This is a genomic window from Phocaeicola sp. GP0067 (genome assembly GCF_031119655.1).
GTDB classification, from domain to species: Bacteria; Bacteroidota; Bacteroidia; order Bacteroidales; family Bacteroidaceae; genus Phocaeicola; species Phocaeicola vulgatus.
The window spans coordinates 165,340-180,766 of record NZ_JAVHZY010000003.1 but is presented as its reverse complement, the minus strand read 5'-3'; the positions used below and the strand labels follow the sequence as shown (position 1 = coordinate 180,766).

Below are 15,427 nucleotides of genomic sequence, written 5' to 3'. Positions count from 1 at the left end.
GAACGAAGACCTATGGCAAAGAAAAAATCAGATAAGGAGACAGAGCCTAAAAAGGTATCTACCAAACGATTCTCCGCTTTTTTAAAGAACGAAACCACACATTTTGTAATCGGATTGATCAGTGTAATTTTTGCAGTTTATCTGTTACTGGCATTTACCTCTTTCTTCTTTACGGGGGCCGCCGACCAAAGTATTTTGGATAATCAGCAGCCGGGTGAACTGATGCAAACCGCCAATCATGTAAAAAATTACGCCGGAGCACGCGGTGCACAACTTGCCGAATTCCTTATAAACGAATGTTTCGGCTTAGCTGCTTATTTTATCATTTTATTCCTGGCCGTAGTGGGTATGAAATTAATGAAAGCTTACCAGTTCCGTATCTGGAAATGGTTTATGTCCTGTTCTATCCTGCTCATCTGGTTCTCTATCACATTGGGATTTATTTTTGACGGCACCTTTGGGGATAGTTTTATCTATCCGGGGGGATTGCACGGACATAATGTAAGCAATTGGCTGATTTCACAAATTGGGATTCCAGGTTTGGGATTATTGCTGTTCATAGCGGCACTATTGTTCTTTATCTATTTAAGTAACGAAACCATACTGGTTATCCGTAAAGCACTGCGTCCCAGCTTCAGACGAAAGAAAAAAGAGGATCAAACAATTTCTGCGACTGAAGAAAATCCGATTAAAGAAGCTCCCCGGAAGGAAGAATCCAGGAAAGAATTCTCTAATCCCGGTCCTGCTATCGTAGATTTCGAATTAGAACAGCCGACAAAGAAAGAAGAGGAAGTGGAAGAACAAGTGCCCTTCCCTTTTGAGAGCAAGCAGGTTACCGAACCGGCAGTGATAGAAGAACCTGCCTACACAAACGAAGAAGAGGAAGTTGAAAATACAGATGAACCTGATTTTTCAATCAGTGAAGAAACAAATGAAGAAGACGAGGCGTACAAAGGTCCCGTACTTCCACCATACAACCCTCGTCTGGATTTGGAAAACTACAAATTCCCTAGTTTGGATTTGCTAAATGAATATGAAGATGATGGTCCTAATATTGACATGGAAGAGCAAAACGCCAACAAAGACCGCATCATCAAGGTTTTACGTAGCTTCGGTATTGAAATCAGTTCCATCAAGGCAAGTGTAGGTCCTACCATCACATTATACGAAATTACTCCGGCAGAGGGGGTACGTATCTCTAAAATCAGGAACTTGGAGGATGATATCGCATTAAGTTTGTCGGCACTGGGTATCCGCATCATTGCTCCGATACCGGGCAAAGGCACTATCGGTATTGAGGTTCCGAATGCCAATCCGCGCATTGTACCGATGAAATCCATCCTGAACAGCAAAAAGTTCCAAGAAACCACCTATGAGCTGCCTGTGGCATTAGGCAAGACCATTACGAACGAAGTCTTTATGGTGGACTTGGCAAAAGCCCCCCATATGTTGGTAGCCGGCGCTACCGGACAGGGTAAGTCCGTAGGATTAAATGCCATCGTGACCTCTTTATTATATAAGAAGCATCCGGCAGAACTTAAGTTTGTAATTGTAGACCCCAAGAAGGTGGAGTTCGCTATCTATGCTCCGATTGAGAAGCATTTTCTGGCCAAGCTGCCGGATGGAGAAGACGCGATTATCACCGATGTTACCAAAGTGGTACAAACCTTGAACTCACTATGTATAGAGATGGACAGCCGATACGACTTGCTGCGTAAAGCCGGTTGCCGTAATATTAAGGAATATAACGCGAAATTCATCAACCGGCAGTTGAATCCGGAAAAAGGACACCGCTTCATGCCTTACATAGTGATTATCATTGATGAGTTCGGTGACCTGATTATGACTGCGGGTAAGGAAGTGGAATTACCAATCTGCCGTATCGCCCAGTTGGCACGTGCAGTAGGCATACATGCCATTATCGCGACCCAGCGTCCGACAACGAACATTATTACCGGTACTATCAAAGCTAACTTCCCGGCACGTGTTGCCTTCCGTGTAGCTGCCATGATGGACTCACGTACTATTCTGGACCGTTCGGGAGCACAACAGCTGATTGGTAAGGGAGATATGCTTTACTTGCAAGGTAATGATCCGGTACGTGTGCAATGTGCATTCGTGGATACTCCTGAAGTGGAAAAAATAGCCAATTACATCAGTAAACAACAAGGATACACCACCGCATTCATGTTGCCCGAATATGTAGGCGAAGAGAGTGAAAGCAGCGTTGGCGAAGTAGACATGAACCGGTTAGACCCTATGTTTGAAGACGCAGCCAGACTGGTCGTGATTCACCAGCAAGGCTCTACCTCATTAATCCAACGCAAGTTCTCTATCGGCTATAACCGTGCGGGACGTATCATGGACCAACTGGAAAAAGCTGGAATTGTTGGCCCCACTCAAGGAAGCAAGGCGCGTGACGTACTCTGCATGGATGAAACAGACCTGGAAATGAAATTGAACAATCTGCAACAATAAGTTGTTTAATAATGTTATGATAAAAATGAAAAGAACATATTTACTGGTATTAATCCTTTTCCTTTCAGTCAGCCTATCCGCACAAAAGGACAAACAGGCACGGGAGATATTGGACAAAACCGCCAATGCCCTGCAACAGGCCGGAGGCATCCGTGCCACCTTTGGAGGGACAGGAAATGGAACCTTATTGCTAAAAGGCAACCGGTTCTATCTGAACAGTGGCGGAATACAAAGCTGGTTTGACGGAACAACGCAATGGAGTTATCTGGAAAGCAGCGAAGAAGTGAATGTGAGCAATCCTACCCCGGAAGAGTTGCAAACCATCAATCCTTATGCACTGTTATCCATTTACAAAAGCGGATATAATTATAAGTATACAGGGATCAAAAGCCGTAACGGCAAACAGGGGTTTGAAGTGATACTGACTCCGGAGAATAAACAGGATATCACATCCATCACCTTGTTCGTTTCCCAAACATATCAGCCTTTATATATAAAGGTAGAACAAAGTAATAAATCGGCAAATGAGATTATCGTCACTTCTTACCAAACCAACCAGCCGCTGGACAATGCGACATTCAAGTTTGATAAAAAGAAATTCCCAAATGCCGAAGTGATAGACTTACGATAACAAGCAGAGTTCAAGATAGAGAGATAATATAATATTCATCAAATTAAATTAAGTAAAGAAATAAGTATTATGAGTACAGAAAAAGTTAAATGCCTTATCATCGGCTCAGGTCCTGCCGGCTACACCGCCGCCATTTATACAGGACGTGCCAACATCGCCCCGGTCTTATATGAAGGTCTACAGCCCGGAGGCCAGTTGACCATCACTACCGAGGTGGAAAATTTCCCCGGATATCCCGAAGGTATCAGCGGTACCCAACTGATGGAGGACTTGCGCAAACAAGCAGAACGCTTCGGCGCGGATATCCGCAATGGCATTGCAACCTCCGCCGACCTGAGCAAACGTCCTTACCGTATCACCATTGATGACGAAAAAGTGATTGAGGCAGAAACTGTAATTATATCCACAGGTGCCACCGCCAAATATCTAGGTCTGGAAGACGAACAGAAATATGCCGGAATGGGTGTAAGCGCCTGCGCCACCTGCGACGGTTTCTTCTATCGCAAGAAAACCGTAGCTGTAGTAGGTGGCGGTGACACTGCTTGCGAGGAGGCTGTCTATCTGGCAGGACTGGCCAAACAGGTTTACCTGATTGTACGCAAACCGTTCTTACGCGCATCCAAGATTATGCAGGCACGTGTTATGAACCATCCTAACATCAAGGTACTGTTCGAGCACAACGCTGTCGGCTTATACGGAGAGAATGGCGTAGAAGGTGTTCATTTGGTAAAGCGTCAGGGTGAATGCAACGAAGAACGTTATGACTTGCCTATTGACGGATTCTTTCTGGCTATCGGCCATAAACCCAATTCAGACATTTTCAAGGATTATTTGGACACAGACGAAGTAGGCTACATTATAACAGAAGCAGGTACTCCGCGTACGAAGGTTCCCGGTGTGTTCGCTGCCGGTGATGTGGCCGACCCGCATTATCGTCAGGCTATCACTGCTGCCGGAAGTGGCTGCAAGGCTGCCATAGAAGCAGAAAGATACCTATCTGCCAACGACTTATTATAATAAAAACAAACTAACCCCACAACAAACACTATGACACATTTTCTAAGGAAGATGGCAGCTGCCTGGATTATTCTAGGCAGCGTGTCGGTGGGCTTTGCACAACAGCAAATGCCTCCCATCCCGACGGACCCTAACGTTCGCATCGGTAAATTGGACAACGGATTGACTTATTACATCCGTCACAACGAACTCCCGGAAAAAAGAGCCGATTTCTACATCGCTCAAAAAGTAGGTTCCATTTTGGAAGAAGACAACCAGCGAGGCTTGGCACACTTCTTAGAACACATGTGCTTTAACGGGACTAAAAACTTTCCCGACAAAACCCTCATCCAATATCTGGAAAGCATAGGGGTGAAATTCGGTGAAAACCTGAATGCTTATACCAGCATAGATGAAACCGTATACAATATTTCCAATGTTCCCGTGATACGTGACGGCGTTGTAGATTCTTGTTTGCTGATTTTGCATGACTGGGCCGACGACCTGACACTGGATCCTAAGGAAATAGACAGCGAACGCGGTGTGATTCATGAGGAATGGCGTACCAGCACAAACGCTATGATGCGTATGTACGAAAAAGCCCTCCCTACCCTTTATCCGGAAAGTAAATATGCCTATAGGCTTCCCATCGGCATTATGGAAGTAGTAGACAATTTCCCTTATCAGGCATTACGCGATTATTATGAAAAATGGTATCGTCCGGACCAACAGGGTATTGTCGTAGTAGGCGATATAGATGTAGACAAGATTGAGGCAAAGATTAAGAAGATATTCTCTCCTATTAAAATGCCAGACAACCCGGCAGAACGAGAATACTTCCAAGTTCCCGACAATAAGGAAACTATTGTAGCAATAGAAACAGATAAAGAACAGGCAAACCCAGTAGCTTATTTATGCTACAAACATGAAGCTATTCCTAATGAACAAAAGGGAAACATGGATTATCTGGTAGTGAACTACATGAAATCCATGATAGAAAATATGTTGAACGCCCGTCTGAACGAACTGACCCAAACAGCCAATCCTCCTTTCATCTTCGCTCAAGTCAGCGACCAAGAATTCCTGATTTCCAAAACAAAAGATGCCTTTACAGGAATAGTAGCAAGCAAAGAAGATGGAATTGACAGTGCAATAACTGCCATTGTACGCGAAATTGAACGGGTCCATAAATTTGGTTTCACCGCGTCCGAATATGCCCGCGCCAAAGCGGATTATCTGCGTATGCTAGAATCTGCATACAACGAACGCAATAAAGTGAAAAACGGTGCATACGTGGATGAATATGTACGCCACTTCATTGACAACGAACCGATTCCAGGTATTGAAAATGAATATGCCATTATGAATCAGATCGTCCCCAACCTGTCTGTGGAAATGGTAAACAGTCTGATCCCGGCCTTGGTTACCGACAGCAATCTGGTAGTAAATGTATTCTTCCCAGAAAAGGAAGGATTAAAAGTTCCATCCAAGGAAGAAATTTTGGCTGCTGTCAATAAGGTAAAAGCTGAAACACTGACTGCTTATGAAGACAAAGTTTCTGATGAACCTTTGATTTCTGAAAAGCCCCAAGGTGGAAAGATTACAAAACAGGAAAATGGTCCGTTCGGTTCTACTATCCTGACTCTATCCAATGGAGTACGCGTTATCTTAAAGTCGACCGATTTCAAAGCGGATGAAATCAGAATGAGAGCTTTCAGTCCGGGTGGCAGTTCCTTGTTCCCGAATGATGAAATTATCAATATCAATGTCATGAATGATGTGGCAAGTATCGGCGGTTTGGGTAACTTCAGCAATGTTGATCTGGAGAAAGTATTGGCAGGTAAAAAAGCGAGTGTAAGTGCTTCTGTCGGTGGCAATACAGAGGGGCTGAGCGGAAGCTGCTCACCCAAAGATTTTGAGACCTTGATGCAATTAGTCTATTTGTCATTCACGGCTCCACGAATGGACAATGATGCATTCACTTCATTCAAGAACCGTCTGCAAGCATCTTTGGCAAATCAAGAGGCCAACCCCATGACTGCCTTACAGGATACGTTGCAAAAAGCCCTCTATATGGGACATCCGCGTACTATCCGTATGAAAGCCGATATGGTGGACAAGATTGACTATACCAAAGTTATGGAGATGTACAAAGACCGTTTCAAAGACGCCAGCGACTTTACTTTCATCTTTGTAGGAAACATCAAACCGGAAGAAGTAGAGCCGTTAATTGCAACTTATCTGGGAGCTTTGCCTTCTGTCAACCGCAAGGAAACCTTCCGTGACAATCACATTGATATGCGCCAAGGCGACTATAAGAACATTTTCAGCAAAAAACTGGAAACGCCCAAAGCCTCTGTACTGGTTATCAACAATGGTAAATGTGCATATACTCTGAAAAACCAAATCATGATGAGTATGCTTTCACAGATACTGAATATCATGTATACCGAAAGTGTGCGTGAAAAAGAAGGCGGTACGTACGGAGTAAGCGCATTCGGCAGTCTGACCAAATATCCAAAAGAGAAAGCGGTTCTGCAAATCTATTTCGATACCGATCCTGCCAAACGTGCCAAAATGACGGATATCATTTTGAATGAACTGAATCAGTTTGTCGACCAAGGACCGTCTGCCGAAAATTTGAACAAGGTAAAAGAATTCATGCTGAAGAAATACAAGGAAAATGCCAAAGAAAACAGTTATTGGGTAAATATACTGGGTGAATATTTCTGGGAAGGGACAGACATGAACACCGGCTACACAAATACCGTAAACAGCATTACTGCTAAAGATCTGCAAGAATTTACCAAAGCCTTGTTGGAACAGAATAACCGTGTAGAAGTAAGCATGACCTCGGAAGAAACAAAATAATCCAAGCCTATGCTTCTATCTATTATAAGACAGAATCAAAAACTTGCGGCCAAGCGGAATCCTGCATTTGACAGGAACCGCTTCGCCAAGTTTTTAATTTACTTTATGGTCGCTTTTTGGGCAGCATACCTCATCTTTATCGGGGTCATGCTGTCCTTTGCTTTTGAAGATATCTTTCCCAGCATGGAACCTTACCATATTATGAACCAAGGATTGATTTATCTTCTGATACTTGATTTCCTGTTACGCTTCATGCTCCAACCGGCCATGTCGCAAGAGATCAAGCCCTATCTGCTTATGCCGGTAAAAAAGAATAAGCTGGTGGATACCCTGTTACTACAATCTGGAATCAGCAGTTACAATTTCTTCTGGTTTTTCCTGATCATACCTTTTGCTCTGCTTACGATTATCCGTTTCTACGGACTCACGGGCATCCTATGCTATCTGTGCGGCATTTGGCTTCTGATGGTTATGAACAGTTATTGGTATTTGATATGCAAAACTTTACTGAATGAGAAACTGCTTTATATACTTCTCCCGATCGGAGTATACGGATTATTAGCGGGAACTGAATTTATTCCCGAAGGAAACCCGGTTTCCACGTTCATGATGAATTTGGGAGAAGGATTTATAGAAGGAAACATACTCGCCTTTCTAGGTGTCATAGCAGCCATTCTGTTACTTCTGCTAGTAAATCGCAAGCTACAGCTACACTTCATCTATAATGAAATAGCCAAAGTGGAAGACACCAAGATGAAGCATGTATCCGAATATAAATTCCTGGACCGCTATGGTGACGTAGGTGAATATCTACGTCTGGAACTAAAACTGTGTTTCCGTAACAAAACCGTAAAGACACAATTCCGCATGGGATTTATCATCATGCTGGCTTTTTCGGCACTGATTGCCTTCACGGATGTGTATGACGGAACAGGAATGATAAATTTTATCTGCATATACAATTTTGCCATTTTAAGTATCATGACCCTGGGGCAAGTGATGTCTTTTGAGGGCAACTATCTGGATGGTCTTATGAGCCGTAAGGAATCTATCTATAACTTGCTTCGTGCCAAGTATTACCTGAACTGCATCATCGTGTTCATCCCTTTCCTGATTATGATGATCCCTGTAGCTAAGGGCAAGATACCCTTCCTCATGGCTCTATCCTATATGCTGTTTACAACAGGATTCGTATTCGCCATGATGCTGCAACTGGCTGTGTACAATAAAAAGACACTCCCGTTAAACGCCAATGTCATGCGAAGCAATCGGGGAAGTTCCTTATTCCAGACCATTATCATCTCATGTGCTTTTTTCCTGCCCTTGATTATCAACAAAGCTCTGACAGCTTTCTTTGAACAGGATACAGCCTGCATCATCATGATGATTATAGGGTTGTTACTGATTGCAACCCACAATATTTGGATAAAAAATATCTATAACCGTTTCATGAAGCGCCGTTATGAGAATATGGAAGGCTTCCGTGACTCACGTTAAAACGAATTGCGTATGAATATCATAATAAACCAATTACAAAAGAACTTTGGCCCGAAAGTGGCTGTAGACATAGAAAATTACTCCATTCAAAGCGGTAACATGTTGGGACTGGTGGGCAATAACGGAGCAGGAAAAACGACCCTGTTCCGCCTGATGCTGGACTTGCTGAAAGCCGACGGAGGCAGTGTACATATCGGAAACATCGATGTGAGCCGGAGTGAGGAATGGAAAAATATAACGGGAGCTTTCATTGACGAAGGTTTCCTGATAGATTATCTTACCCCCGAAGAATATTTCTACTTTGTAGGAAAAATGTACGGACTAACAAAAGAAGAAGTAGATAAACGTGTCGCTAGGTTTGAACGTTTTATGAATGGCGAAGTCATCGGACAAAAAAAACTGATTCGTAACTATTCGGCAGGCAACAAACAGAAAATAGGTATCATTTCGGCTATGCTGCACCAACCGCAGGTACTGGTTCTAGATGAACCGTTCAACTTTCTGGACCCTAGTTCGCAGTCCATTATCAAGCATTTACTGAAAGCTTATAATGAAGAAACCGGAGCCACCATACTGGTATCCAGCCATAATCTGAACCACACAGTAGATATATGCCCACGCATCGCTCTGTTGGAAAACGGAAAGATTATCCGAGATATTGACAATAAAGGGAATTCCGCCGAAAAGGAATTAGAGGACTATTTTAATGTAACAGAATGAAAAAACTACTATCCCATTTGCTGGTATTAGGTACACTGGCCATGTTGTTGGTTTCATGCGGTACCTCTGCCCCACGTTATAACTACAAAGAACTGGCGCGTGCCTCCATCCGTCTGAATATGGATATTGACATGAAAGACAATCACCAACTGTACGTAGAATCAGCAGCATGGCTGGGAGTCCCCTACCGTGGCGGTGGTAACAGCAAACGGGGAGTGGACTGTTCCGGACTGACTTCACATTTATATAAAAAGGTATACCACAAAAAATTGAAACGTAATTCGGATGACCAACGTACCCAAGATTGCCATAAAGTAAGTAAGAGAAACTTGCGCGAAGGAGATTTGGTATTCTTCCATAACGGCAGAAAAAAACGGATTGCCAGTCATGTAGGTATTTATTTGAAAGATAATAAGTTCATCCATGCCAGTACCAGCCGGGGAGTCATAATCAGCAGCCTGAATGAAGATTATTACCGTAAACACTGGTTAAGTGGAGGCCGTCCTTGACAAGATCCTTGCGGACAATATATTCATTACACTAAAATGAATTTAATTTGAAAGAATGAAATACACAACATACCTTTTTGATTTTGATTACACACTAGCCGATTCTTCACGCGGCATCGTTATCTGCTTTCGTAATGTACTGGAACGCCATGGGCATACGGGCATCAGTGATGAAGCCATAAAACGCACCATTGGAAAAACACTGGAAGATTCATTCAGTATTTTGAGCGGAATCACTACTCCCGAAACATTAGCCGAATATAAAAAAGAATATGTAAAGGAAGCAGATACATACATGACTGTCAACACTTTCTTTTTTCCTGAAACGGTTACCGTGCTGAAAACACTGAAAAGCCAAGGTGCCCAAATAGGTATCATTTCCACTAAATTCCGTTTTCGTATCCGCGAAATGGTAGACCAACATTTTCCGAAAGATTTTTTTGACATTATTATCGGAGGAGAGGATGTAAAGCAAGCCAAGCCAGATCCCCAAGGTATAAAAAAAGCACTACGCCGGCTGCATCGCCGGAAAAGCGAAACACTCTACATCGGTGACAGCACAGTGGACGCAGAAACCGCCCAAGCAGCCAAAGTAGACTTCGTAGGTGTGCTCAATGGCATGACAACCCGCGAAGAACTGATGGTCTACCCACACCGGCAAATACTAGACAATCTTTCGTTACTTCCATTAATTCATAAATTCACCCCTCACGAACCAGACAAACATTTTCCGGAAAAGTTCTTTTATTCTTCCTGTTTTCCCCAAAAAATAGTAGCCTTCTACAAACTGCTCCATCAAAAACAAATAAGAGGGAAACATGAAATAAAAGAAAATCCGACATGTTGCGTCTGTAAGAACTGCAGAAACACGTTTCAAGGAAATTATTGTCCCCATTGCGGACAAAACCGCCACACGCCACGTTTTACCATACGAAATGCCTTTCAGAATATTTTAAGTGGGTTCTTTAACATAGACCATGGTTTCAGCCGTAACCTGATAGAACTACTCTACCGACCAGGATACATGATACGGGATTATCTGAAGGGAAAACGTGTACATTACTATAAACCATTTCAAACCTTGTTCGTTCTGGCTGCTCTATACATCATGGGCGTACAACTCATTGACCCGGCAGCGATAAAACTATCGGAAAAGGAAATGGAAGAAGAGCCTACTATCGCCAGCCTGATGGACGACATCAAGTACCAACAGGAACAGACATCAGACAGTTGTACCAAATATTATCTAGGACAAAGTATTACCTATGCAGACAGTGCACAGTGGGCCCAAACTCACAGTTTATCAGAATCAATACAAGCACAAATCGATGCAAAATTCAGCAATCAAGACCCCAATGAGCTAAAAAAAGAAATAAGCAAACAAATAAAAAAGGAGCTTAAACAAAAAATAAAAGCAAAAAACGGCGAGATTGATGACTGGAGAGGTCTGATGAAAGAAATTGGTACGACTTTGGCAAGACAAGATAGCTTACGGATGGCCACTTTAGGAAGAGAAGCCAACAAACAAGACTCAACCATATCGGAAATAAGAAAAAACATATTGGCAAACATGGCCCAACAAGATAATCCCTATGAAGATCAAGATATCTGGAATGATTTGAGCGAAGCCGGAAGTGAAATGAAAAATGTCTTTAACGAAATGACTAACAATTATTTCACAGAAAATAGCTTTCTCTCTGCAGTCGGTAACCTGATGAAAAGTTGGATACATGGCAACAAAGCCTTCAGCATCCTTGCTCTGCTCCCTCTTTTTACAATAAGCACCCGGTTAAGCTTCTGCCGGACCTCTATCGGACGTAGACTAAATCTGACGGAAAACTTTTTTGCACAAGTTTATATAGCCTGCCAAATCTTATGGATTTCTTTACTGATCCTGCCATTTACCGGAACAGCACATTTGAATGATATTTTTGATTTAAGTTACAAAGCAATCTTTATATTATTTGTCTGGGATTACCGCCAACTGTTCGGACTTTCCTGGTGGAAAAGCTTCTGCCGTACAATAATCATGTTTTGGTATTGCTTTTTGGGACTGTTGCTAGTCTGTTCTATCATTATAGGCATCATTGTATTGATAGCCTATATTATACAATGGGGTAAATAAAAGTACAATCACACAAACCTTATTTATACAATCGCGCATCCACAAAATGCAATATGAATAAAAACATTGAGTACAAGAAAAAAGAAGATGTTTTTTCTTTGCAGATATAAATAAATATAGTAATTTTGTGCCCGATTTAGTCCGATGAGGTAGAAAAGTGAAGGCAGTGATGCATTCCACCTTACGGAGAAAACCGTTTAATATTATAAAAAGATGTACGTAATTGTAGAAATTAACGGTCAGCAGTTCAAAGCTGAAGAAGGCAAAAAACTGTTTGTACACCACATTCAGAACGCAGAAAACGGCGCAACTGTTGAATTTGAAAAAGTATTGTTGGTAGACAACAATGGAACAGTAACTGTAGGTGCTCCTACTGTAGAAGGTGCCAAGGTAGTTTGTGAAGTAGTATCTCCGCTGGTAAAAGGCGACAAAGTACTTGTATTCCACAAAAAGAGAAGAAAAGGTTATAGAAAACTGAACGGTCACCGCCAGCAGTTTACAGAGTTAACTATTAAACAAGTTATTGCTTAATCATTTAAAATTTAAGAAGAAATGGCACATAAAAAAGGTGTAGGTAGTTCTAAGAACGGCCGTGAATCAGCAAGTAAGAGATTAGGCGTTAAGATATTTGGTGGACAGGCTTGTAAAGCAGGTAACATCATTGTTCGTCAGAGAGGTACAGAATTCCATCCGGGTGAAAACATCGGTATGGGACGTGACCATACTCTTTTCGCTTTAGTAGATGGTACAGTATGTTTCAAAGTAGGTCGCAATGACAGAAGATCTGTTTCTGTTGTTCCGGCTGTAGAAGCATAATCAGTTACAAAATAAAAAAAATTGAAAGACTCTTCATTCCTTGAAGAGTCTTTTCTTTTAGAATACCCTGAACACTAAGACCTTACCTTCAGTCCGGATTATAAAATGCCTGGCCAATGCCTCATTCAAAGTCCCTTGCCACCAATTGGTAAACACAGACAAAGGATAAGCCAACCCTTCGGCAGATAAAGCCGTACTATTCATATTAAAAACAGAAATCTGCTGACCGATATAAGATTCAAACATACTGTCCTCCCTTATGGGAACAAAGATACCATAATCAGTCATCATACTAACCTCCGCCTGCTCCATATAATCCGCCAGCAAGCTGACATTCCCTATTGTATGATCTTCTCTTTTTCCTGTAGCCCCCATGATAGTAATACGCTTCCTCTCCTGTGACAGGCAGAAGCGAAATGCCTTACTCAAATCATTTGTTTCCTGCTCTGCCTCACTATGAATCAACGAAGCATATCGCTCTTTAATATCCGGCAATAAAGAATCGCCATCGCCAACAATGGCTTCCGGCATTCTACCTGAACGAATATAAGTATTTGCTGCCCCGTCACAACAAACCACATAAGGACACTGCCTCAACCACTCCAGTGCCAACGGATGGGAAGGGAAATCACCATCAGCCAGAATAATTGTTTCCGGCACGTCACATCCTATCGGTAATTTATACTCTTTCATAAGATAAATTCATTAATTGTTTCCACTTCAAATAACCGAAACAAGCGATTACCGCATAAAGTCCATACAAAAAAGAAGTGAAATATAAATCTTTGTAAATATAGATACCACAAGAAACAGCATCAACAACCAGCCATGCCAACCATTGTTCCACATATTTATGTGCAAGCATCCACATGGCAATAATACTAAGTGCTGTTGTAAAACTATCCCACCAGGGCACCGTACTATCTGTACAAGTTTCGAGAATAATCCCTATCAGCACAAACACCACAAGCAGCACAACAAACATAGGCAACAGCAGCTTAGACGGTGTGCCGGAAACAGGCTTCTCCCCTTTATCCGGCGTATGGCGCAACCACATCCACCAACCATAAATTCCAGCCAACAAATAATAGATACTGATAACAGAATCGGCATACAGACCCACTTGATAATAAACAACTATATAAATGGCAGGCATAATGACACTGACCGGCCACAACCAAATGCTCGCCCTATATTCAAACCATAAATAAAGCAGACCGATTAAAGCGCCCGCTATCTCAAGATAATTCATCTTTCTTACTTTTCATTTTCTAATCCGGATGCAAAAGTAACGAATAACTCATACACCTTACCATTTTTTTATCTATCTTTGTCCATTAATTCAAGAAATATCAAAAAGACTGAAAAGATATGCTTACCATTAAACAAATTACAGAGAATACGGAAGAGGTAATCCGCGGACTGGAAAAGAAGCATTTTAAAGATGCAAAAGCAACGATAGAACAAGTGCTTGCATTCAATGACAAAAGACGTAGCACGCAGAATCAATTAGATAAAAACCTGGCAGAAGTGAACTCGCTCTCCAAATCTATCGGGCAACTGATGAAAGAAGGGAAGAAAGAAGATGCTGAAACAGCTAAAGCACGTGTAGCCGAAATCAAAGAAACCAGCAAAGCTTTACAAGCAGAAATGGACAAAGCACAGGAAGACATGACCAACCTGCTTTACACCATTCCCAATGTTCCTTATGACAGTGTGCCCGAAGGTGTAAGCGCTGAAGACAATGTGGTGGAAAAAATGGGCGGTATGGAAACCGAACTCCCCAAGAATGCGCTTCCCCATTGGGAACTTGCCAAAAAATACGACTTGATAGATTTTGACCTGGGCGTGAAAATCACAGGGGCAGGTTTTCCTGTATATAAAGGTAAAGGGGCACGTCTTCAACGCGCATTAATCAATTTCTTCCTGGATGAAGCCCGCGCTTCCGGTTACGAAGAAATCATGCCACCGACGGTAGTAAACACCGCATCGGGCTACGGAACAGGACAACTTCCCGACAAAGAAGGACAAATGTATCATTGTGAAGTAGATGATTTGTACTTGATTCCAACCGCAGAAGTTCCTGTAACCAATATCTATCGTGACGTGATTTTGGACGAAAAACAATTGCCTATCAAGAATTGCGCATATACTCAATGTTTCCGTCGTGAAGCCGGATCTTACGGCAAAGACGTACGTGGGTTGAACCGTTTGCACGAATTCTCAAAAGTAGAACTGGTACGCATTGACAAACCCGAACATTCCAAACAGTCACATCAGGAAATGTTGGACCATGTAGAAGGCCTGTTGAAGAAATTAGAACTCCCCTATCGCATTCTCCGCCTTTGCGGTGGTGATATGAGTTTTACAGCTGCACTTTGCTTTGACTTTGAGGTTTATTCGGAAGCACAACAGCGTTGGCTGGAAGTAAGTTCTGTATCCAATTTCGATACGTATCAGGCTAATCGCCTGAAATGCCGTTACCGTTCTGCCGAAAAGAAAACAGAATTATGCCATACTTTGAACGGTTCCGCACTGGCTTTGCCGCGTATTGTTGCAGCCTTATTAGAAAATAATCAGACTCCGGAAGGTATCCGTATCCCTAAAGCATTAGTTCCTTATTGCGGATTCGAGATGATTGACTAATAACAGCTAATTACATATATTGAATGTCATTCTGAGTATTATTCAGAATCCGATCTTTCCCGACAGATTCTGTCTTGTATGCAGAATGACATTCTTTTTTTATTATTTCAACCTGATTACTAACCATTTAACCTATTA

The 15,427-nt window shown here is 42.2% G+C and carries 13 protein-coding genes; 11 read left to right on the top strand and 2 right to left on the bottom strand.

Annotated features, from left to right (window positions below):
- Positions 1-12: 12 nt before the first annotated feature.
- The 10 genes from RE317_RS04065 to rpmA all read left to right on the top strand — a co-directional run bounded on the left by RE317_RS04065 (position 13) and on the right by rpmA (position 12,643).
- On the top strand, positions 13-2,478 hold the full coding sequence (locus RE317_RS04065; protein ID WP_005839358.1) for a DNA translocase FtsK: 2,466 nt from the start codon (positions 13-15) through the stop codon (positions 2,476-2,478).
- A 16-nt stretch (positions 2,479-2,494) separates the two neighbouring features.
- Positions 2,495-3,109 (top strand): LolA-like putative outer membrane lipoprotein chaperone, encoded by a 615-nt coding sequence (locus RE317_RS04060; RefSeq protein ID WP_005839359.1) that lies wholly within the window; start codon positions 2,495-2,497, stop codon positions 3,107-3,109.
- 69 nt (positions 3,110-3,178) lie between these two features.
- Complete coding sequence (trxB, locus tag RE317_RS04055; RefSeq protein WP_005839361.1) at positions 3,179-4,126, top strand: thioredoxin-disulfide reductase; 948 nt, start codon at positions 3,179-3,181, stop codon at positions 4,124-4,126.
- Positions 4,127-4,156: 30 nt separating this feature from the next.
- On the top strand, positions 4,157-6,976 hold the full coding sequence (locus RE317_RS04050) for a pitrilysin family protein (RefSeq protein ID WP_032937694.1): 2,820 nt from the start codon (positions 4,157-4,159) through the stop codon (positions 6,974-6,976).
- A gap of 9 nt (positions 6,977-6,985) precedes the next feature.
- Positions 6,986-8,473, top strand: a complete 1,488-nt coding sequence (locus tag RE317_RS04045) for a DUF5687 family protein (RefSeq protein WP_012055789.1) — start codon at positions 6,986-6,988, stop codon at positions 8,471-8,473.
- Between the two features lie 12 nt (positions 8,474-8,485).
- Positions 8,486-9,193 carry an ABC transporter ATP-binding protein gene (locus RE317_RS04040; RefSeq protein ID WP_005839367.1) on the top strand — a complete coding sequence of 236 codons (708 nt, stop codon included), beginning with the start codon at positions 8,486-8,488 and terminating at the stop codon, positions 9,191-9,193.
- Complete coding sequence (locus RE317_RS04035) at positions 9,190-9,702, top strand: C40 family peptidase (protein WP_008781820.1); 513 nt, start codon at positions 9,190-9,192, stop codon at positions 9,700-9,702. The genes RE317_RS04040 and RE317_RS04035 overlap by 4 nt, the downstream gene beginning before the upstream one ends.
- 55 nt (positions 9,703-9,757) lie before the next feature.
- Positions 9,758-11,827, top strand: a complete 2,070-nt coding sequence (locus RE317_RS04030; protein ID WP_308821637.1) for an HAD-IA family hydrolase — start codon at positions 9,758-9,760, stop codon at positions 11,825-11,827.
- 213 nt (positions 11,828-12,040) lie between these two features.
- Positions 12,041-12,358, top strand: coding sequence for a 50S ribosomal protein L21 (gene rplU / locus RE317_RS04025; protein ID WP_005839375.1), 318 nt, complete (start codon positions 12,041-12,043; stop codon positions 12,356-12,358).
- A gap of 21 nt (positions 12,359-12,379) precedes the next feature.
- Positions 12,380-12,643: a 50S ribosomal protein L27 gene (gene rpmA / locus RE317_RS04020; RefSeq protein WP_005839377.1), complete on the top strand. Its 264-nt coding sequence runs from the start codon at positions 12,380-12,382 to the stop codon at positions 12,641-12,643.
- Between the two features lie 57 nt (positions 12,644-12,700).
- Here the strand turns inward: rpmA and RE317_RS04015 are convergent, their stop codons facing one another.
- Both RE317_RS04015 and pnuC read right to left on the bottom strand, forming a co-directional pair.
- Entirely contained in the window at positions 12,701-13,336 is a 636-nt protein-coding gene (locus RE317_RS04015; protein WP_005839379.1) for a thiamine diphosphokinase, read from the bottom strand.
- Entirely contained in the window at positions 13,323-13,895 is a 573-nt protein-coding gene (gene pnuC / locus RE317_RS04010; protein WP_005851764.1) for a nicotinamide riboside transporter PnuC, read from the bottom strand. Before pnuC ends, RE317_RS04015 begins: the two co-directional genes overlap by 14 nt.
- Before the next feature lie 119 nt (positions 13,896-14,014).
- Between pnuC and serS the strand changes: the two genes are divergently transcribed.
- Complete coding sequence (gene serS / locus RE317_RS04005) at positions 14,015-15,289, top strand: serine--tRNA ligase (RefSeq protein WP_005839384.1); 1,275 nt, start codon at positions 14,015-14,017, stop codon at positions 15,287-15,289.
- Positions 15,290-15,427 lie beyond the last annotated feature (138 nt).

Bases quoted from the DNA above. Each gene is read 5' to 3' on its own strand.
- RE317_RS04065 (WP_005839358.1), top strand. From the start codon at position 13: ATGGCAAAGAAAAAATCAGATAAGGAGACAGAGCCTAAAAAGGTATCT.
- RE317_RS04060 (WP_005839359.1), top strand. From the start codon at position 2,495: ATGATAAAAATGAAAAGAACATATTTACTGGTATTAATCCTTTTCCTT.
- trxB (WP_005839361.1), top strand. From the start codon at position 3,179: ATGAGTACAGAAAAAGTTAAATGCCTTATCATCGGCTCAGGTCCTGCC.
- RE317_RS04050 (WP_032937694.1), top strand. From the start codon at position 4,157: ATGACACATTTTCTAAGGAAGATGGCAGCTGCCTGGATTATTCTAGGC.
- RE317_RS04045 (WP_012055789.1), top strand. From the start codon at position 6,986: ATGCTTCTATCTATTATAAGACAGAATCAAAAACTTGCGGCCAAGCGG.
- RE317_RS04040 (WP_005839367.1), top strand. From the start codon at position 8,486: ATGAATATCATAATAAACCAATTACAAAAGAACTTTGGCCCGAAAGTG.
- RE317_RS04035 (WP_008781820.1), top strand. From the start codon at position 9,190: ATGAAAAAACTACTATCCCATTTGCTGGTATTAGGTACACTGGCCATG.
- RE317_RS04030 (WP_308821637.1), top strand. From the start codon at position 9,758: ATGAAATACACAACATACCTTTTTGATTTTGATTACACACTAGCCGAT.
- rplU (WP_005839375.1), top strand. From the start codon at position 12,041: ATGTACGTAATTGTAGAAATTAACGGTCAGCAGTTCAAAGCTGAAGAA.
- rpmA (WP_005839377.1), top strand. From the start codon at position 12,380: ATGGCACATAAAAAAGGTGTAGGTAGTTCTAAGAACGGCCGTGAATCA.
- RE317_RS04015 (WP_005839379.1), bottom strand. From the start codon at position 13,336: ATGAAAGAGTATAAATTACCGATAGGATGTGACGTGCCGGAAACAATT.
- pnuC (WP_005851764.1), bottom strand. From the start codon at position 13,895: ATGAATTATCTTGAGATAGCGGGCGCTTTAATCGGTCTGCTTTATTTA.
- serS (WP_005839384.1), top strand. From the start codon at position 14,015: ATGCTTACCATTAAACAAATTACAGAGAATACGGAAGAGGTAATCCGC.